This window comes from Promicromonospora sp. NPDC050262 (genome assembly GCF_040655935.1).
Taxonomy (GTDB): Bacteria; Actinomycetota; Actinomycetes; order Actinomycetales; family Cellulomonadaceae; genus Promicromonospora.
In genome coordinates this window covers 221,939-240,422 of sequence record NZ_JBFAKX010000005.1, presented here as the reverse complement: position 1 = coordinate 240,422, position 18,484 = coordinate 221,939, and the positions used below count along the sequence as shown (strand labels likewise).

Genomic DNA, 18,484 nt, shown 5'->3' with positions numbered 1-18,484 from the left:
GCGATACCTCGTCCCCTGGGGGGTTTTCGGGACCGGTCTGACCGGACTCATCGCCCTGGGGGTGGCTGGGCCCATGCTGTTGAGGCGGCGACGGGCCTCACTCTTGGTCCTGGGCTGTGCCGTCGTGCTCGGAGGCCTGGTCGTGGCAGCGCTCAGCTGGTGGACCTGACGGCAGGCGTCGTGTTCACGGTCGATCCGGCAAGACGCCGTCCGAGACCGCCGACCTCATGCGGGAGATCCTGCAGACGCTCTGACGCCCGCCCGTCCCTGAGACAGCGAGACCCCCGTCGACCAGGCAGACCGGTCGGCGGGGGTCGCTGCTTTCCGGGTCGCCGCCCCGTCGGTGCGTTCGCTTCGCAAAGCGGGCGTTCCTACACCAGATCCCCCGGTGAACTCCATACTCGGCAGTGATTTTTCCCGAAGTTCACCCGGGCCACGCCGAGGGAGGTCCCCGGGCTGACGCCGCGGCGCGGGTGAAGATTGCCGGGTGAGCGCACCACCCCGCCCGAGCACGGCCAGCCGCACCTCGGGTGCCCGCACGACCCGCCCGGCCGGCAACCGTCCGACGGCTCGCCGCGGACGCCTCGTCGAGCAGCCACCCGCCCCCGAGGAGCGGTCGTTCGCGCTGTCCCACGTCGTCGCGGGCGTGCTCTCGGCCGCCCAGGCCCTGGTCCTGTCCCTTGCCGTCGTGGTGCTCCCGGCGGTGGTCGCCTACCTCGTGGGCGCGGCAACGCTGACCTCCGCGACGGACGCCCCGGACGACGGCGTCCAGGTCCGCTCCGCCATCGACGTCGCGACCGGGCTTTGGCTGCTGGGGCACGGCGTCCCGCTGACCGCCGACGACGTGACCGTCACCCTCGCGCCGCTCGGCATCGCGGCCCTCGCGCTGTTCGCCACCTACGCCTCCGCCAAGCGGTTCGCCGCGACCTCGGTCCCGGCCTGGGCGGCAGGCACCGCCACCTACGGCCTGTGCACGACGGCGGTCGCCGCCTTCGCGGGCAGCGCCCCGGGCTGGTCGCTCGCCCTGGCGCTGCCGGCCGGCCTGGTCATGGGCGGGCTCGGCATGGCGCTCGGCATCCTGGCTCGGCCGGACGCGCCGACCCCGGCCGAGCTCGGTGAACGGGCCGAGGGCCTGGCCCAGCGGCTCACCGGCTTCGACCTGGTCCCCGCCACGCTGCGCCTCGGGCTGCGCGGGGGCGCGGTGGTGGTCGCGCTGCTGACGGGCGGGGCCGCGCTCCTGGTCGTGGCGTGGGCGCTGGCGGGCCGGGCCACGTCGTCGGACATCGTCACCGCCCTCGAACCGGGCTGGACCGGCGGGATCGTGTTCGCCGTGGCGCAGCTCGCGCTGCTGCCCAACCTCCTGCTGTGGGCGGTCGCCTGGCTCGCGGGGTCCGGCTTCGCCGTCGGCGAGGGCACCGGTTTCACGCCCTACGGCACGACGTCGGGGCCGCTGCCCGCGGTGCCGCTCCTCGGGGCGCTGCCCGGCCAGGACTGGGCCAACGCCGTCAGCGCCTGGGCGCCCCTGCTCGTGGTCGCGTGCGGCGTCGTGGCGGCCCTGTTCGTGTGGCGCCGGCTGGAGCCGTCGCTGGTCCGGTGGTCGGACACCGGCTGGGTGCTGGGCGGCATCGTCGCGGTGCCCGGGGTGTTCGTGCTGCTGGGCGAGCTGGCGGCCGCGGGCGCGGTCGGCCCGGGACGGCTCTCCGAGATCGGCGCCGACCCGCTCGTGACCGCCGGCCTCGTGGCCGCCGAGGTCGGCGGGGGAGCGGCAGCCGTGCTCCTGGGCGCCAAGCTCGACGTGGTGGCGCGGCGCGGCGAGATCGGGGAGGACCTGGTGGCGTGGCTGCGCCGTCCGGCCCCGGTGGGCGGGGAGTCCTCGGAAGACGCGACGGAAGGCGACCCGGATCTCGCGGCGGAGCTCGGGTTCGGCGACGCTCCGGGCGGGAGCGGTGGCGGCGCGCCCCACGAGGGCACTGCGCCGTCCGACGAGGAGGCGGACGCGCCCGAGGAGGGCACTGCGCCGTCCGGCGACTGGGCACGCACAGCGGCATACGCCGTCTCGGATCCCGAACCAGCTCCCGAGCCGGACGCCGAGCGGCCGGCGGCCCGTCCGGCCGATGACGCCGAGGCTCCCGAGGCAGGCCCGGGAAAGTAGGCTGGGGCCCGTGCAGACGCCCTCCGGTCACCCCGTCGAGTCCACTTCCGCCAAGCGCCTGGTGGTGCTCGCCTCGGGCGGCGGATCCAACCTTGCCGCGCTCCTCGCGGCGCACGACGACGCGGCGTACGGCGCGCGCGTGGTCGGCGTCGTCACGGACCGGCCGACGGCGGGAGCGCTCGACCTGGCGCGGGACGCCGGGGTGGCCTCCGCCGTCGTCGCGCTGAAGGACTTCGAGGACCGCGCGGCCTGGAACGACGGCGTGCTCGAGGCCATCTCGGTGTTCCAGCCCGACTACGTGATCCTGGCCGGGTTCATGCGCATCCTGGCGCCGGGCGTCGTGCGCAAGTTCGAGGGCCGGATGATCAACACGCACCCGGCCCTGCTGCCCAGCTTCCCCGGTGCGCACCCCGTGCGTGACACGCTCACCCACGGCGTCAAGATCACCGGGTGCACCGTGCACCTGGTGGACGACGGCGTCGACACCGGCCCGATCATCGCCCAGACGGCCGTGCCCGTGCAGGACGCCGACGACGAGCCCACCCTGACCGAGCGGATCAAGGTCGCCGAGCGCGCACTCCTGGTCGAGACGGTGGGCCGCCTGGCCCGCGAGGGCCTGCACCTCACGGGCCGCAAGGCCACGATCGGCCGCTGACCCAGCCGGCTCCGCGGCCAGCCGCCCGTCGACCGCCCGCTGTCGGTCCGTTGTCCGCCCGGTCGTACTGGCACCTCAAAAGTTGGAGGCGGCGACCGGTTGTCCACAGGATGACGCTGAATCATCAGCAATGATGTGGATTGCATGCTGATATTGCCTCATGCGACCTCTGCGGCCCCTGCCTGTGCAGCTGGATGTCATCGCTCCCCGGCAGGAGGGGCTGATCTCCGCCACGCAGCTCGACGGCATCGGCGTCGACGCGCCGTGGCGGTACCGGCTCGTCCGGCAGGGCCGGCTGATCCGCGTCACCCAGGGCGTGTACGACACCGACGTCGTACCGCCCGCGCAGCGGTCACGTCCTGACCTGCTGGACCACCTCCGGCGTCGTCCCGCGTGGATCGGCCTGCTCGCGGCCGGCCCCGGATCGACCGCCGTCGGCCTGTGCGCACTGGCGCTGTACAAGGTCAAGGGCCTGCCGCGCACCATCCGGCCCGAGGTGGTCGCGCCCGACGGACGGTGGCGGCCCGCGCGGGACGGGATCGCGTTCCGCAAGTCCGGCGACATGGTGACCGGCCGGTTCGCCGGCGACTTCAGGATCGCGAGCGTCACGGACGCCCTCGCCCTCGGTGTCGGCCAGATGTGCCGCGACGACGCCGTCGCCGCGATGGACGACCTGCTGCACACGCGGTCCGCCACGGCGGACGACCTGGCCCGGGCCCACGACCTGGCGCGAGGGCATCGCGACGTCGAGGCGACACATCCCTGGTGGCGCCTGGCGGACGGCCGTTCGGAGTCGCCCCTCGAGTCCGTCGCGCGGCTGGCCTGCCTCGACGCGGAGATCCCGCCGGACACCCTGCAGCTCGTGGTCCTGGGGGTGGACGGCGCCCACCTCGGCCGGATCGACCTTGCCTGGCGGCTGCCGGACGGCACCTGGCTGCTCGTCGAGGTCGACGGTGTCGAGGTGCACGGTGCGCCGGGTGCGGTGTTCCGTGACCGCACGCGGCAGAACGCGCTGGCGTCGGCGGGCGGCTCGCGCCTGCTGCGCTTCACGGCCAAGGACCTCCGGGGCCGGATGCCGAAGATCTTGACCGCCTTGCTGCGCGAGGCCGGCTGGACGCCTGGTAACTACGACGACATCGGTCAGCCGACGATCCTCGGTCGCGCGGTCGCTGATGCCGCTTCGCCAGTCCCCTTCGAGGCCTAAGTTTCTTCGCTTTGCGGCCGCCCAAAGCGAAGAAACTTAGGCCTCGAAGGGGAGTGGGGCGACGGCGCCTGACCTCGCTGCGTCATGAGGCGGACATTTCACCCGGTACGTTGTGCGGCGTGAGCGCTGAGACCCCGACGCCCGAGACCCCGACATCCACGACATCGGAGGCCGGGCGTGGGTCCGGGTCGTCGCTCGCCGTCGGCGGGCCGACCCCGTCCGGGCCGACAGCGCCCGACTCGGTCGCCCCCGAGCCGCCGCTGCGGCGCAACGCCGCGTACCTGCTGCTCACCACCGGGCGTTTCGCGCAGGCGATCGGCGCCGGCGTCGGCACGTTCGCCATCCCGCTGCTGGCGTTCGAGGTCACGGGCTCGGTGGGGCAGGCGGGGCTGATCAGCGGCATCGGCCAGGCGGGCGCGCTGCTGGCGACGCTGCCGGCGGGTGTCGTCGCCGACCGGGTCGACCGGCGCCGCCTCCTGGTGGTGGCCGCCGCGACAGGTACCGCCCTGTGGGCGACCGTTGTCGCCGCCGGGCTGGCGGGGACCCTCGGCGCGTGGCACCTGGCCGCGGTGCTGTTCGGCTCCTCGATGGTGAGCGCGTTCGTGAACCCGGCGTCGGGCGGCGCGCTGCGCGCGGTCGTCCCGCCCGCCCAGATGGCGAACGCGATGGCCGTGAACCAGGGGCGGATGGCGGCGGTCGCGCTGTTCGCGGGACCTGTCGGCGGATTCCTGTACGGCATGGCGCACGTGCTGCCGTTCGTCGCGTCCGTGCTGGGGCACCTGATCGAGGTGGTCGCCGTGTCGTTCGTGCGCAAGCCGCTCAACGGCCGGCGGACCCAGCAGATCCATCCGCTCGCCGACCTGCGCGACGGCTTGGCCTTCGTCGGCGCGGTGCCACTCTTCCGCGCGGTGCTCGTGCTCATCACGCTGCTCAACCTGACCTCGATCGCGCTCGTCGTGGCGATCAACCTGGAGCTGGTGCGCATCGGCACCGACCCGCGGCTCATCGGGCTCGTGGACGCGTGCGCCGGCGTCAGCATGCTGGCCGGCGCGATCGTCGCGGGCCCGATCGTGCGACGCACCCGGGTCGGCCGGCTCGGGCTCCTCGCGATCGGGACGCTCGCCGTGGCGCTGGTCGTCATGGCGCTGGCGCCGTCGTACTGGGTGTTCGTGTCGATGCTCGCGGTCGGCGTCTTCCTCTACCCGGCGCTCAACGCGGGCTTTACGGGCTACCTCACGGTGATCATCCCGGACCGCATGATGGGCCGCGCCACGTCGCTGCTCGGGCTCACCGGACTGATCGCCGCGCCCGCCGCGCCCGTGCTGGGCAGCGCGCTCCTGGAGGGCTGGGGCATCGGCGTCACCCTGTGGGTCATGGTGTGCGCCATGGCGGCCGTCCTCGTGGCGCTCGCGTGCACCCGCCCGCTGATGCGGATCGGGCGCCCGAGCGCCTGGGCGGCCGACGCGCTGGAGTAGCGCCGGGACAGCCCCGGGACGGCCCCGGAACCGGCGCGCCGGTCAGGCCCCTGGCTCCGGTTCGCCTGCCAGGTCCCGGGGGCCGATGGTGTAGAGGATCTGGTAGTACCGCCGCTCCGGGTCGTCGGGGTCGGCCCGCTTGGCGGCGCCCGTCCGGTCCCACCACTTCTCCAGGACGGCGACGATCTCCGCCGTCATCTGCTCGGCCTCCTCGCGGGTCAGGAACGCGCCGCTGGCCATGCCCTCGTGGAAGTCGTCCTTCGCTCCCGGGGCCGACCGGTCGCGCAGGAACTCGTCGCGCACCCAGCGCAGGATCGGGTCGAGCATCTGCTCCTCGTGGCCGACGTTGCCGTCGACGAGAAAGCGTTCGACGAGCGGCCGCCACACCCGGTCGCGCTTGTCCTTGGCCAGCTCCGGCGCCTCCTCGATGAAGTGGTGCCTGGCCAGCACCCGCAGGTGGAAGCTGATCGAGTTCGCCGGCTCCCGCAGCGCCTTGGCGAGGTCGACCGCGCGCGCGTGCTCGCGGACGTTGAGCTCCACCATGATGCGCTGCCGCAGCGGGTGGGCGAGCGTGCGCATCGTCTCCGGATCGGTGATGCGGAAGGGCTCCTTCGATGCCATCGCGCCAGGCTAACAAGATCCCGCAACACAAGATGCGCAACTACTATTGCGCAATAGTTGTTGCGGACCGTACGGTGTGCGCATGACGACGGATGAGACGACGGCCACGGGGGAGCAGGCCGCAAGCCTCTGGAAGAACGCCTCCTACCGCCTGCTCCTGATGGGCGCGACGGCCGAGGACGTGGGCGCCGCCGTCGGCGCGTTCGCGGTGCCGCTCGCCGCGTTCGCCGTCACCGGGTCCGTGGTCCAGGCCGGGGTGATCTCGTTCGTCGGCCAGCTCGGGTCGGTGCTCATGACGCTCCCGGCCGGCGTGGTCGTGGACCGCGTGGACCGCCGTCGGCTCATCATGGCCGGCGGCGCGGTCGCGGCACTGGCCTGGGCGAGCGTGGTGGTCGCGGGTCTGGCGGACGGCCTCTCGATCACCGCCCCACACCTGGCCGCGGCGCTGTTCGTGTCGTCCGCGGTCGGCTCCCTGATGGACCCCGCGGGCGCGGCCGCCCTGCACGCCGTCGTCCGCACCGAGCACCTGGGTCAGGCCATGTCGGTGGCGCAGGGGCGCGACGCCGCGGCCACCCTGCTCCAGGGCCCGCTCGGCGGGCTGCTCTACGGCATGAGCACCGTGCTGCCGTTCGTGGTCTCGGCGGCGGGCCGGCTCGTCGCCGTCGTCGCCACCTCCCTGGTGCGCGAACCGCTCAACGGCGACCTCGGCGCCGCGCGTGCCGAGCATCCGGTCGCCGCGCTCCGGGACGGGCTCAGGTACGTGTTCGGCGTGCCGCTGCTGCGCGCCACGATCTGGCTGTTCATGCTGGTCAACGTGGTTCTGAACGCCATGATGGTCGCGATCAACCTGCACCTGGTCAGTACCGGGACGGCGCCCGCGCTCATCGGCCTGATCAACACGGCGGTCGGGGTGGGCGTGCTGACGGGCTCGATCCTCGCGGGCGCGCTCGTCCGGCGCGTGCGCGTGAGCGTCCTGACCGTGCTGGCGCTCGGCGTCTCCGGCGCCGCCGTCGTGGTGATGGCGCTGTTCCCCACCTACTGGGGGTTCGTCGCCGCGCTCACCGGGATGATGCTGTTCGCGCCCGCCCTCAACGCCGGGATGCTCTCCTACGTCACCGCCATCACGCCGGGCCGGATGCAGGGGCGGATGGCCGCGACGATGGGGCTGACCGGCCTGGTGGCCGGGCCTGCGGCGCCGCTCGTCGGCAGCATGCTGCTCGACGGCGCCGGGATCAGCGCCGCCATGTGGTGCTTCGCCGCCGCGTGGACCGTGCTGTTCCTCGCGATGTTCCTGGTGCGCCCGCTGTGGCGGGTCGGCCTCCCGGACACCTGGGCGGCCGACGTCGTCGAGTCGCCGACGACGCGCACGCCGTCGGCCCCCTGACCGCCGGCGTCGGCCGCGTCCACGTGTCAGACGGCGGACCAGCCGCCGTCCGCCGCGATGATCGCCCCGTTGAGGTTCACCGAGTCCTTCGACAGCAGGAAGGTGATGGTCGCGGCCAGCTCCTCCGCCATGGCGAGGCTGAGGATGTTGACCTGGTGGGGCCGCAGCACCGGCGCCCCGAACTCGGCCTGCCCGGGCACCGGGATGCCCGTGGCCACGCCACCGGGCGCGACGGCGTTGGTGCGGATGCCGCTCTTCGCGTACATCACGGCGGTCGACTTGGTCAGGCCGACCACCGCGTGCTTGGAGGCCGTGTAGGCGACGCCGGCAGCCGAGCCGCGCAGCCCCGCCTCGGAGGCGACGTTGACGATGCGGCCCTCCTTCGCGGCCAGCATCCCGGGCACGACGGCGCGGGTGAGCCGCATCGTGCCCTCCAGGTTCACGCGCAGCACCCGCTCCCACAGGGCGTCGCTCACCTCGTGGATCGCCGACATGTCGTCCATGATCCCGGCGACGTTGGCCAGCGCGTCCACGCGGTCGCCCGCGGCGGCCACGATGCGGTCCACGTCGTCCTGGGCGGAGATGTCGCCCGCCACGGGGACGATCTCGGCGCCGGCCGGGAGGCCGGTCAGCGCGGCGGCGAGCTCGTCGAGCTTCTCCGCGGAGATGTCGGCGGCGATCACGCGCCCGCCCTCGCGCGCCACGCGTGAGGCGACGGCCCGGCCGATGCCGGAGGCCGCGCCCGTGACCACGACGGTCTGGCCGGCGAAGCGGCCGGGGGTGATCTGCTCGGCCCAGCCGGTGACGGTCTGCGTGTCTCCGGCGGCAGCGGCATCGGCCGCGGCGGCCTCCTCGGGTGCGGCCTCCCGGTACGCGGCGACCAGCGCGTCGAGCGCCTCGGCCGGGAACGTGCCGCCTGACAGCGCCACGAGCTGCTCCAGTGGCAGGCCGCGGGCGGGTGCGAGCGAGTCGGGCGTCGCCCCGCCCTCGGCGAGGAACGCCGCGAGGACGCGGCCGCCGACGGGGTGGTCGAGCCAGTCGCCGACGGTGGAACGGACGGTCAGTGCCATGGTGTGCTCCTCGAACGGGGTTGGTACCGGACAACACTGTCCGGTATCTAGAATACCGCTATGACCGGCGTACTTCGCGACCCCCGACCCGGTGCCGTTCCTCACGGCACGACGCGCCGCGGCGGGGCACCCAACCTCGGTCCCCGCGCCGCGGCGGGGAACCGGGCGGCGCTGCTGGCAGCGGCCCGCGAGGTCTTCGGGTCCGCCGGGACCGGCGCGCCGCTCAGCGCGGTCGCCAAGCGCGCCGGCGTCGGGCAGGGGAGCCTGTACCGGCACTTCCCGGACCGCATGGACCTCGTGGTCGCGGTGTTCGAGGAGCAGGTCGTCGCCGTCGAGGAGCGGGCCGCGACCCCCGACGCAGGGCTGGCGGACCTGCTCGGCCTGGTCACGCGGCACGCCCTCGACTCGGTGGGGTTCGTGGACCTCGTGCGCTCGCGGGTGCCCGCGGACGAGCGGGTCGTCGCCCTGGGGGAGCGGGTCGCCGTCGCGCTGGGCACCCGGCTGGCGGGCGCTGTCGAGTCCGGTGACGTCCCGGCCGGGACGACGTCGGACGATCTGCTGCTCGCGGTGGCCATGATGGCCGGCGGGCTGTCGCAGGCCGAGGGCGAGGAGCGAGAGCGCCGGGCGCGCCGGGCCTGGGAGCTGCTGGGCCTCGAGGTCCGGATCCCGGACGGCGTCTAGCCGCGCCGCCCTGCCGCCTGCTGCCCGCCGATCCAGCCGAAGACGGCCGCCGGGCCGATCGTCGAGCCCGGCCCTGGATAGGTGCGCCCCATCACCGACGCCGTCGTGTTGCCGGCCGCGTACAGGCCGGGGATCGCGCTGCCGTCGTCCCGCAGCACGCGGGCGTGCTCGTCGGTGAGCAGCCCGCCCTTGGTGCCCAGGTCGCCGGGCACGATCCGGAGCGCCGAGAAGGGGCCGCGCTCGATCGGGCCGAGGTTCGGGTTGGGCCGGACCGTCGGGTCGGAGTAGTAGCGGTCGTACGCGGAGTCGCCGCGGCCGTAGTCGGTGTCCTTGCCCGTCCGGGCGAACCCGTTGAACCGCGCGACGGTGTCCCGGAACGTCGCGGGGTCCAGGCCGAGCCTGTCCGCCAGCTCCGCGAGCGTGTCCGCGTACACGAGCGTGCCGTTCTCCACGTAGCGCCGGCGGCCGCCCAGGAGTGACGTGTTGAGATAGCGCCGTCGCGCCCGGACGTCCATGACCAGCCACGACGGGATCGCCGGGACCTCACTGTCCCGCTCCAGCACCGCGTGGCCGAAGTCGATGTAGCTCGTGGACTCGTTGACGAAGCGCGCGCCGGAGGAGTCCACCACGATCGAGTACGGCATGGACCGCTCGGACAGCACGAAGCCGTGCATCCCCTCGTCGCCGTTGTCCACGCCGGCGCCCCACCAGGCGTCGTCCATGAGGGCGAGCGCGCCGCCGGCGTCGGCCCCGGCCTCGATGGCCGTGCCCAGGTCGTCCCGGGAGGCGGCGCTCCAGCCGGGCACGCCGTGGTGCTCCTGGCGCCACTCGGTCCGGTGCGCGAACCCGCCCGCGCCGAGCACGACGCCGCCCCGTGCGCGCACGGTGCGGCGAGCCTGGGGCGGGCCGACGACGGCCCCGACCACGGCGCCGTCCTCCACCAGGAGCTCCGTCAGCGGGGTGCCGAGCCGCACCTCCGTGCCCTGCGCCTGCACGATCTCCATCAGGGAACAGGCCAGCGCGGCACCCATGCCGACCTGCCGCTTGCCGGTGAGCAGGCCGCCCAGCACCCGGAACACCAGCCGGGCCCCGCGGACGAAGCCGGACGGCGTGGACCAGGCCCGGCCCAGCTCGTAGAAGTCGTCGTTCATCACGGCGAGCGGCACGCCGTCCTTGACGCGGGACCGCTCGATCCAGTCGCCGAGCCGCCTCGTGTCGTACGGCCGGGGCTCGATGGAGCGCCCGATCTTGCCGCCGGGCCGCTCCGGGTAGTAGTCGGGGTACTTCTTCGCGGCCGCCCAGCGCACCCCGTGCCGCTCCAGGGCCGTGACCAGCTCGTCCACGGTGTCGACGAACGCCTCCCGGCGAGCGGTCGAGCTCGCGGGGCCCGCGTCGCCGATCGCCGCCTTCAGGTACGTCAGCGCCTCCTCGCGGGAGTCGGCGATCCCCGCGCGCCGCATCACCGGGTTGTCCGGCAGCCACAGCCCGCCGCCGCTGCGCATCGTGGTGCCGCCCCAGCGGTCCGCCGACTCCACGACCAGCACCTTCGCCCCGGCGTCCGCCGCGGCGATCGCCGCGCTGAGCCCGGCCGCGCCCGTCCCGGCCACCAGCACGTCGACCACTTCCTGCTGCGCCATCGCTTCTTCCTGCGCCATCGCGGATCCCTCCGGCTCCTTACCGGACGACGTTGTCCGGTTGCGACACAACCTACTCCCGTCCCCCCGGAGGGCCGCAAGACCCCGGGGCCGGACCGGCACGGCCCGGCCACCGCTAGACTGCACCTGGCCGTGACTGGCGAGGGTGGGTCACCACCGGGGAGCGGCCGAGCGACCCGTGATGCGCGCCGCCCGCCTGGGTGCCAGGGTTTTCCACGAGGCTACTTCCGAGGAGAACCGCCATGTCCGGCGCCCCGTCCACCCCTGACGTCCAGCTCACCGACGACTCGCAGCGCCCCGTCCGGCGTGCGCTGCTGAGCGTCTACGACAAGACCGGCCTGATCGAGCTCGCCACCGCGCTGCACGACGCCGGCGTCGAGCTGGTCTCGACCGGCTCCACCGCGTCCACGATCGCCGACGCGGGTATCCCCGTCACCCCGGTCGAGGAGCTCACGGGCTTCCCCGAGTGCCTGGAGGGCCGCGTCAAGACGCTGCACCCCCGCGTGCACGCCGGCATCCTGGCCGACACCCGCAAGCAGGACCACCTCGACCAGCTCGCCCAGCTCGAGATCTCGCCGTTCGAGCTCGTCGTCGTGAACCTCTACCCGTTCGCGGCCACCGTCGCGTCGGGCGCCGGGCCCGACGCCGTCGTCGAGCAGATCGACATCGGCGGGCCGTCCATGGTGCGCGCCGCGGCCAAGAACCACCCGTCCGTCGCGGTGGTCGTGGACCCCGCGCGGTACGACGACGTCGCTCGCGCGGTCCGCGCCGGCGGCTTCACCTATGCCGAGAGGAAGGCGCTCGCCGCCGCCGCGTTCGTGCACACCGCGACCTACGACGTCGCCGTGGCGTCCTGGATGGGCTCCGTCGTCTCCCCGACGGACGCCGTGGACGGCGCCGACGGGCCCGTCTCGACCGGATTCCCGGCCTGGGTCGGCGGTACCTGGGAGCGCGCCGACGTGCTCCGCTACGGCGAGAACCCGCACCAGCGCGCCGCCCTGTACACCCGCGGCGACGGCGTCACGGGCCTGGCCCAGGCCGAGCAGCTGCACGGCAAGGCCATGAGCTACAACAACTACGTCGACGCCGACGCCGCGTGGCGCGCCGCCTGGGACCACGAGGGCCCTGCCGTCGCGATCATCAAGCACGCGAACCCCTGCGGCATCGCCGTGGGCGAGGACATCGCGCAGGCCCACGCCCGGGCGCACGCGACCGACCCGGTCAGCGCCTACGGCGGCGTGATCGCGGCCAACCGCACCGTCACGGCCGACGCGGCGCGGCAGATCGCCCCGGTGTTCACCGAGGTGGTCGTGGCCCCCGGCTTCGAGCCGGAGGCGCTGGAGATCCTCCAGGCCAAGAAGAACATCCGGCTCCTGGTGGTGCCGCAGGCGCCGGCCGGCGCCGTGGAGACCCGGCCCATCTCGGGCGGACTGCTCATGCAGGCCACGGACCGGTTCCAGGCCGACGGCGACTTGCCCGAGAACTGGACCCTCGCGACCGGCGAGGCGGCGTCGCCCGAGGTGCTCGCCGACCTCGCATTCGCCTGGAAGGCCGTGCGCGCCGCCAAGTCGAACGCGATCCTGCTGGCCAAGGACGGCGCGGCCGTCGGCATCGGCATGGGCCAGGTGAACCGCGTGGACTCGTGCCGCCTCTCGGTCGAGCGTGCCAACACCCTGGCCGAGGGCGAGTCCGGTCCCGTCGAGCGCGCCCGCGGCGCCGTCGCGGCCTCCGACGCGTTCTTCCCGTTCGCGGACGGCCTCCAGGTGCTGCTCGACGCCGGGGTCACCGCCGTGGTGCAGCCCGGCGGCTCGATCCGCGACGAGGAGGTCATCAAGGCCGCAGAGGCGGCCGGCGTCACGATGTACCTGACGGACACACGCCACTTCGCGCACTGATCCGAGGTGGTGCCCCCAGGGCGGACGTCACTCAGCCGGGTGGGTAACGGAGAGCCAGCAGTGCTACCTCTCCGTTACCCACCCGGCTGGGTCGTGCTTACCCCGCGGCGGTCGTCGGCGCACCCAGGCTCAGATCAGGTTCAGACGACGGCATCCTTCAGCTTGACCGTCGGGTCCAGCGCTCGGTCCAGGTCGACCTCCAACGGCACCCCGCGGTTCATCAGCTTGCGCACCTGCCCCACCTCGCGCGGGGAGTCGACCAGCAGCATCGCCCGGACGGTCGCCACGCGGTGCCCGTCCGGGGTGCGGCGCGGATGCCGGTCCAGCGCGTTCTCCAGGTAGAGGGCGCCCCAGCCGCCCGACGCCGCGGGCGTGCCGCGCAGCACCACGTCGTCGAACGGGGACGGCACCCCGAACAGCGCCAGGTCGTGCCCGAGCTGCTGCGAGAACACGTACGGTGCGTGGGCATGGATCGGGGCGAGGCCGAGCCGTTCGCGCACGTGCTCGGGCTCGGCGGCGCGCTCGTCGAGCCCGAGCAGGGCCCGGACGGTGATCTCGGGGTCGTGCAGGGCGGCCGACCAGTGCCCGCCCGGCACCGGCCCGAACACCGGGTGCTCGCGGGTCGCGATGTCGCCCACCGCCCAGATGCGGCGCAGCGCGTCGAGGTGCAGGCGCCCCGCCGGGTCGGTGGGGGAGTGCATGCCCATGAACCGGCCGGCGCGGTTGACCCGCAGCCCGCCGTTCCCCTCCAGCGGCAGGGAGCCCGCGAGCCAGCCCGTCGCGGGGCGAGCTCCCACGGCGGCCAGGACCAGGTCGGCCTCCAGCACCCGGCCGTCGGCGAGCACCACGCTCCCGCCGCCGGGCGCACCGCCGGCCGGTCCGGGCAGCACCTTCTCGACGGCGACGCCCGTGACCAGGGTGACCCCGGCGTCGTCGTACCAGGGGGCGAGCAGGCCGCCCAGCTTGTGGCCGAGCTGTCGCTCCAGCGGGACCGGACCCGCCTCCACGACCGTGACGCGGGCTCCCGCGCCCGCGGCGACACCCGCCACCTCCGCGCCGATCCACCCCGCGCCGACCACCACGAGCCGCATCCCGGGCACGACGGCGGCGCGCAGCCGCTCGGCGTCCGGGGCCGTGTGCAGGGTCATGGCGGCGTCCCAGCCGGCGGGGCGCAGCGGCGCGCTGCCGGTGGCGAGCACCACGGCGTCGGCCACGACGTCGTCGCCCGACGCCGTCCGGACCACCACCCGCTCCTGGTCCACCTCGAGGCGGGTCGCCGGGTCGGCGAGCCGCAGGTCGTCGGCGAGGGCGGTGAGGTCGATCCCGAGGTCGTCGGCGAGCCAGACCGGCTCCGTGCGCTTGAGCAGCTCCTTGGACAGCGGCGGGCGGTCGTAGGGCGGCAGGCCCTCCGCGCCGAGCACCGTCAGGTGCCCCTCGAACCCGTGCTTCCGCAGCGCGGCGGAGGTCTGTGCGCCCGCCAGGCCCGCACCCACGACGACCACGCTGCTGGGGACCTGACCTGAAGGGGACGGCATGGACCTCACGGTAGCTCGCAGGCCGCCAACCTGGGAATGTGCTTTGCGTCAGGTTGCAAGCAGGTCACGGTCCTGCAGAATCGCGACGTTTCGGTTGTACCCTCGTCCCGTGGATCTCAGTGAGATGCGGACTGCCCCCGGCGCCACGAGCCTCCTCGAGCCGGGCTCGGCCGGAACGGCTACGCTCGAACGCACCGGACGGGCCGACCTGATGACGGCCACCACGACGACCAGCCAGGAGCTCGACCGCAGTGAGCCAGCCAGCGGCGAGGACTCGGACGTGAGTCCGGCGGAGCCGCAGCGGAGCAACCTCGCGATCTGGCTCGTCCTCGCGGGTGTCGGCATCTCCGTGCTGCTCGGGTTGGTCGCCGGCGCGCGTGCCGGGGCGATCGGCATCGGGGTGGTCCTCGTGGTCTGCGCGATCTTCCGCGCGGTGCTCGACAGCCCTGTGGGCCTTGTCATCCGGACCCGGACGATCGACATCATCCTGTACGGCGCGACCGCCGTGCTGATCGGCGCCCTCGCCGTCGCGACGCCGAGCATCTGACGTCGAGCACCTGACCGGACGCCGGGCCTGATCCGGCGGCGGCCGTTCCCGGCCCGGCCGGGCCCGACCTAGCGGTCGGCGCCCTCGAGCGAGCCCGTCACCGGCTGCTCCGACTCCACGACGCAGAGGATGCGGCGGTCGCCCTCGGCCCAGCTCTCCTCCGACGGCGCGATCGGCCAGTAGAGCAGCTCCGACTTGGCCCACCGCAGGCCGACGTACCTGGTGAACTCCGGGTAGCAGTACGCGTCCGCGGCGTCCCACAGCGCCTGCTGCGTGGGGGTCGCGCCGTTCTCGGCGAGGCTGTCGGCCGCCGCTGTCTCCGCGTAGATCTCGCCGCCGTGCGCCGTGGTGCAGGGCACCACCGGGATCCGGTACAGCGTGGTCTGGCCCGACGTCGCCGACGTGTCGATGCAGTCGCCCACCTGCAGGTCCGGGATCTCCGCCCCTGCGGTCGCCTCGGTGTCGGCGTCCGGCGTGGGCGCCTCGCTCGGCTCCAGCTCGCCGCCGGCCTCCGGCGTGGGCAGGGTGTCCGGGTCCTCGGCGTACGGGTCGGCGTAGGGGTCCGCGTACGGGTCGGCCGTCGCGTACGGGTCGCCGGTCGGCGTGGGGGACGGCGTCGGCTCGGCGAGCACGGCGCCGTCGTCGGGCTCGATGCCGAGCGGGCCCGCCAGGGCCGGCGGGACGAACGCCCGGGCCGCCGAGACGAAGCCGGGCGGGAGCGCCGACGCGTAGGTGGGCGCCGCGGCGATGGCGATCCACAGGCCCGCGATCCCGAGCACGCCCACCGTGACCGCGGCAAGGGAGAAGTCGAGGGTGCGCACCGACGACTTCTTCGCGCGGCGCACGTTGCCCGTGCCGTTCGCCTCGGCGGTGCGCATCGACTGCACGAGCGCGGGGATCGCGAGCGGCCAGAAGAACAGGAACGCGGCGACCACCCAGCCCGCGCGGGTCGGGTAGGGCAGCTCGTTCGGGTCGGCGGTGTCGCCGATGTTCTCGGAGTCGCCGGGCGTCTCGTGGTCGTCCTGCTCGCCGTCGCCGGTCTTCGTGTCGTCGTCCGGCTCTTCGCCGTCGTGCTCGCCGCCGTCGGGCTTCGGGTCGGACGGCGCGTCTTCGTCGGGCTTCTCGCCGTCGGAGGGCGCCTCGTCGCCCGGCTTCTCGCCCGAGCTCACGTCCTTGTCCGGGGCCTCCGTCTCGGCCACGGCCTCCGGTTCGGTGTCGGCCGGTTCCGTCGCGCCGCGGGACGTCTGCGTGGTGTCGGCCATGATCCGGGATCGTAGCGGTGCACGCTGTGTCCCGGAAGCGACGGTTTCATCCGGTGGGTCCGCGGCCGGTACGACGCCGGGGCCGCACCTCCCGTACGGAAGTGCGGCCCCGGCGTCGTGCGGTGCTACGAGGGATCAGGCCTTGTCGTCGGCCTTCTTCTCCGACTCGGTCTCGCCCTCGGCGGTCTTCTCCGGGGTCTCGGGGGTCTCCTCCGAGGCCTCGGCCGCGGGGGCGGACTGCGCCGTGACGGGCTCGGCCGTCTCGTCGTCCTCGTCCTCGTCGTCCTCCTCCTCGTCGAGCTCGAGCCCCTCGGGCTCGACCGAGGCGAACGCGCGGTAGAAGAGCGCGGCGAGCGCGGCACCGACCAGCGGGGCGAGCCAGAACAGCCAGAGCTGGCGGCCGGAGCCGTCGCCGCCCCAGTTGTTCGCGAAGAGCGCGGCGGCCGTGGAGCGGGCCGGGTTCATCCCGGTGTTGGTGACGAACCACGAGACCAGGGTCAGCGCGGCGATGGCGCTGCCCACGGCGACGGGGGCGTAGCCGATCTTGCTGCGGCGGTCGTGCACGCCGAGGTACACGCCCACGAGGATCGCGGAGATGATGACCTCGACGAGCAGCGCCGGGAGCCAGTCGAACTGGGCCTGGCCCTGCGTCTGCAGGTAGAGCGGGGAGTGCTGCGAGAAGCCGTTGACGGCCGAGTCGAACGTGTCGGAGGTGTTCTCCTTGCCGAGCAGCGCGAGCAGCGGCTGGGGCACGGTCGCGAACAGCACGGCGGCCGCCAGGATCGCGCCCACGAGCTGGGCGCCCCAGTAGCTGAACATGTTGCCGAGCGAGATGCGGCCGCTGAGCCAGGCGCCCAGCGAGATCGCCGGGTTGAAGTGCGCACCGGAGACGCGGCCGACGGCAGCAGCACCCGCGATGTAGGCGAAGCCTCCACCGAGCGCCACGCCGAGCCCGCCGACCGTGTTCAGCGGGCTGTAGACGAGCACACCCACGATCACGAGCGTCAGCAGGAACGTGCCGAAGGTCTCGGCGAGCAGGCGGGAGAGCAGGCTGGGCGACCGCTCCTCGACCTCGGTGACGCCGCTGGTCGCGGCGAGGTCCTGGGACATGAAGTCAGATCCTTTCGGTGGCACACCGTTCGGTGCGCGTCATGGCGGCGTGCAGTGCGATGTCGCGCACATCCTGCCATTACCCGCCTGAACAAAACCTGAATACGCGCGGGCATTTTCTTCACCGTACCCGCGCTCGGTACCAGGCGGGACACGGATCGGGCCAGGGGCTGGGCGAGGCGGGTCGGTCGATGCAAGAGTGGGGTCATGACTGAACCCGTGAATGTCACCGTCACCGGAGCCGCTGGCCAGATCGGGTATGCGCTCCTCTTTCGCATAGCTGCGGGCGAGATGCTCGGCGCGGACACGCCAGTACGGCTCCGACTCCTCGAGATCCCGCAGGCCGTCGCGGCCGCGGAGGGCACCGCCATGGAGCTCGACGACTGCGCCTTCCCGAACCTGGCCGGCGTCGAGATCTTCGACGACCCGGTCAAGGCCTTCGACGGCGTCAACGTCGCCCTCCTCGTCGGCGCCCGCCCCCGCGGTGCGGGCATGGAGCGCGCCGACCTGCTGGAGGCCAACGGCGGCATCTTCGGCCCGCAGGGCCGGGCGATCAACGACGGCGCCGCGGACGACGTCCGGGTGCTCGTGGTCGGCAACCCCGCCAACACCAACGCCCTCATCGCGGCGTCGAACGCCCCCGACGTGCCGGCGACGCGGTTCACCGCGATGACGCGGCTCGACCACAACCGGGCGCTCTCGCAGGTCGCGGCCAAGACCGGGACCCCCGTCAGCGAGATCCGCAGGCTCACCATCTGGGGCAACCACTCCGCGTCGCAGTACCCGGACCTGTTCCGCGCCGACGTCGGCGGCCGTCCCGGCGCCGACGTCGCGGCCGACACCGCCTGGCTCACCGACGACTTCATCCCGACGGTCGCCAAGCGCGGGGCCGCGATCATCCAGGCGCGCGGGGCCTCCTCGGCGGCGTCGGCGGCCAACGCGGCGATCGCGCACGTGCGCGACTGGACGCTCGGCACCCCCGAGGGCGACTGGACCTCGGCGGGCCTGTGGTCCTCCGGCGAGTACGGCGTGCCGGAGGGGCTCGTCTCCTCGTTCCCGGTCACGTCCGACGGCACCGGCGAGTGGAAGATCGTCGAGGGCCTCGAGATCGACGAGTTCTCCCGCGGCCGGATCGACGCGAGCGTCGCCGAGCTCGTGGAGGAGCGCGACGCGGTCCGGGCGCTCGGTCTGATCTGACGTGTCAGACGTACAGGTCACGCGAGTGACCTGTACGTCTG

The 18,484-nt window shown here is 73.8% G+C and carries 15 protein-coding genes and 1 riboswitch; of the genes, 9 read left to right on the top strand and 6 right to left on the bottom strand.

The window, feature by feature from the left end; all coding sequences use genetic code 11:
* The first annotated feature begins 487 nt into the window (after positions 1-487).
* The 4 genes from AB0I29_RS10400 (at position 488) to AB0I29_RS10385 (ending at position 5,486) form a co-directional block, all read left to right on the top strand.
* Complete coding sequence (locus tag AB0I29_RS10400) at positions 488-2,152, top strand: DUF6350 family protein (protein ID WP_357481242.1); 1,665 nt, start codon at positions 488-490, stop codon at positions 2,150-2,152.
* Positions 2,153-2,162: 10 nt separating this feature from the next.
* Positions 2,163-2,807 (top strand): phosphoribosylglycinamide formyltransferase, encoded by a 645-nt coding sequence (gene purN / locus AB0I29_RS10395; protein ID WP_357481239.1) that lies wholly within the window; start codon positions 2,163-2,165, stop codon positions 2,805-2,807.
* A 160-nt stretch (positions 2,808-2,967) separates the two neighbouring features.
* Positions 2,968-4,011 carry a hypothetical protein gene (locus AB0I29_RS10390; protein WP_357481236.1) on the top strand — a complete coding sequence of 348 codons (1,044 nt, stop codon included), beginning with the start codon at positions 2,968-2,970 and terminating at the stop codon, positions 4,009-4,011.
* Positions 4,012-4,130: 119 nt separating this feature from the next.
* Complete coding sequence (locus AB0I29_RS10385) at positions 4,131-5,486, top strand: MFS transporter (protein ID WP_357481233.1); 1,356 nt, start codon at positions 4,131-4,133, stop codon at positions 5,484-5,486.
* Between the two features lie 42 nt (positions 5,487-5,528).
* On the opposite strand, the gene AB0I29_RS10380 is transcribed toward AB0I29_RS10385, so the two are convergent.
* Positions 5,529-6,107, bottom strand: coding sequence for a helix-turn-helix domain-containing protein (locus tag AB0I29_RS10380; protein ID WP_357481230.1), 579 nt, complete (start codon positions 6,105-6,107; stop codon positions 5,529-5,531).
* A gap of 82 nt (positions 6,108-6,189) precedes the next feature.
* Between AB0I29_RS10380 and AB0I29_RS10375 the strand changes: the two genes are divergently transcribed.
* Entirely contained in the window at positions 6,190-7,491 is a 1,302-nt protein-coding gene (locus tag AB0I29_RS10375; RefSeq protein ID WP_357481227.1) for an MFS transporter, read from the top strand.
* 26 nt (positions 7,492-7,517) lie between these two features.
* Here the strand turns inward: AB0I29_RS10375 and AB0I29_RS10370 are convergent, their stop codons facing one another.
* On the bottom strand, positions 7,518-8,561 hold the full coding sequence (locus tag AB0I29_RS10370) for an SDR family NAD(P)-dependent oxidoreductase (protein WP_357481224.1): 1,044 nt from the start codon (positions 8,559-8,561) through the stop codon (positions 7,518-7,520).
* A 60-nt stretch (positions 8,562-8,621) separates the two neighbouring features.
* On the opposite strand from AB0I29_RS10370, the gene AB0I29_RS10365 reads away from it, so the two are divergent.
* Entirely contained in the window at positions 8,622-9,242 is a 621-nt protein-coding gene (locus tag AB0I29_RS10365) for a TetR/AcrR family transcriptional regulator (RefSeq protein WP_285101228.1), read from the top strand.
* Here AB0I29_RS10365 and AB0I29_RS10360 read toward each other — a convergent pair.
* The gene (locus AB0I29_RS10360; protein ID WP_357481220.1) at positions 9,239-10,879 is read right to left on the bottom strand and encodes an FAD-dependent oxidoreductase; all 1,641 of its coding nucleotides are present in this window, start codon (positions 10,877-10,879) and stop codon (positions 9,239-9,241) included. The two genes, AB0I29_RS10365 and AB0I29_RS10360, sit on opposite strands and share 4 nt — an antisense overlap.
* 140 nt (positions 10,880-11,019) lie before the next feature.
* A riboswitch (ZMP/ZTP riboswitch) is annotated at positions 11,020-11,106 on the top strand.
* Positions 11,107-11,139: 33 nt separating this feature from the next.
* Between AB0I29_RS10360 and purH the strand changes: the two genes are divergently transcribed.
* Positions 11,140-12,792, top strand: a complete 1,653-nt coding sequence (gene purH, locus AB0I29_RS10355) for a bifunctional phosphoribosylaminoimidazolecarboxamide formyltransferase/IMP cyclohydrolase (protein ID WP_357481217.1) — start codon at positions 11,140-11,142, stop codon at positions 12,790-12,792.
* A gap of 140 nt (positions 12,793-12,932) precedes the next feature.
* Here the strand turns inward: purH and AB0I29_RS10350 are convergent, their stop codons facing one another.
* On the bottom strand, positions 12,933-14,327 hold the full coding sequence (locus tag AB0I29_RS10350) for an FAD-dependent oxidoreductase (RefSeq protein WP_357481214.1): 1,395 nt from the start codon (positions 14,325-14,327) through the stop codon (positions 12,933-12,935).
* Between the two features lie 109 nt (positions 14,328-14,436).
* On the opposite strand from AB0I29_RS10350, the gene AB0I29_RS10345 reads away from it, so the two are divergent.
* Positions 14,437-14,874 carry a DUF3017 domain-containing protein gene (locus AB0I29_RS10345; protein WP_285101236.1) on the top strand — a complete coding sequence of 146 codons (438 nt, stop codon included), beginning with the start codon at positions 14,437-14,439 and terminating at the stop codon, positions 14,872-14,874.
* A 68-nt stretch (positions 14,875-14,942) separates the two neighbouring features.
* On the opposite strand, the gene AB0I29_RS10340 is transcribed toward AB0I29_RS10345, so the two are convergent.
* Positions 14,943-16,136, bottom strand: coding sequence for a septum formation family protein (locus tag AB0I29_RS10340; RefSeq protein ID WP_357481210.1), 1,194 nt, complete (start codon positions 16,134-16,136; stop codon positions 14,943-14,945).
* 135 nt (positions 16,137-16,271) lie between these two features.
* Positions 16,272-17,246: an aquaporin gene (locus tag AB0I29_RS10335; RefSeq protein ID WP_285101240.1), complete on the bottom strand. Its 975-nt coding sequence runs from the start codon at positions 17,244-17,246 to the stop codon at positions 16,272-16,274.
* A 207-nt stretch (positions 17,247-17,453) separates the two neighbouring features.
* On the opposite strand from AB0I29_RS10335, the gene AB0I29_RS10330 reads away from it, so the two are divergent.
* Positions 17,454-18,443: a malate dehydrogenase gene (locus AB0I29_RS10330; protein ID WP_357481206.1), complete on the top strand. Its 990-nt coding sequence runs from the start codon at positions 17,454-17,456 to the stop codon at positions 18,441-18,443.
* The last annotated feature ends 41 nt before the right edge of the window (positions 18,444-18,484 follow it).

Coding starts and splice junctions, on each gene's coding strand:
- AB0I29_RS10390 (WP_357481236.1), top strand. CDS start 2,968: ATGCGACCTCTGCGGCCCCTGCCTGTGCAGCTGGATGTCATCGCTCCC.
- AB0I29_RS10380 (WP_357481230.1), bottom strand. CDS start 6,107: ATGGCATCGAAGGAGCCCTTCCGCATCACCGATCCGGAGACGATGCGC.
- AB0I29_RS10375 (WP_357481227.1), top strand. CDS start 6,190: ATGACGACGGATGAGACGACGGCCACGGGGGAGCAGGCCGCAAGCCTC.
- AB0I29_RS10370 (WP_357481224.1), bottom strand. CDS start 8,561: ATGGCACTGACCGTCCGTTCCACCGTCGGCGACTGGCTCGACCACCCC.
- AB0I29_RS10365 (WP_285101228.1), top strand. CDS start 8,622: ATGACCGGCGTACTTCGCGACCCCCGACCCGGTGCCGTTCCTCACGGC.
- AB0I29_RS10360 (WP_357481220.1), bottom strand. CDS start 10,879: ATGGCGCAGCAGGAAGTGGTCGACGTGCTGGTGGCCGGGACGGGCGCG.
- purH (WP_357481217.1), top strand. CDS start 11,140: ATGTCCGGCGCCCCGTCCACCCCTGACGTCCAGCTCACCGACGACTCG.
- AB0I29_RS10350 (WP_357481214.1), bottom strand. CDS start 14,327: ATGCCGTCCCCTTCAGGTCAGGTCCCCAGCAGCGTGGTCGTCGTGGGT.
- AB0I29_RS10340 (WP_357481210.1), bottom strand. CDS start 16,136: ATGGCCGACACCACGCAGACGTCCCGCGGCGCGACGGAACCGGCCGAC.
- AB0I29_RS10335 (WP_285101240.1), bottom strand. CDS start 17,246: ATGTCCCAGGACCTCGCCGCGACCAGCGGCGTCACCGAGGTCGAGGAG.
- AB0I29_RS10330 (WP_357481206.1), top strand. CDS start 17,454: ATGACTGAACCCGTGAATGTCACCGTCACCGGAGCCGCTGGCCAGATC.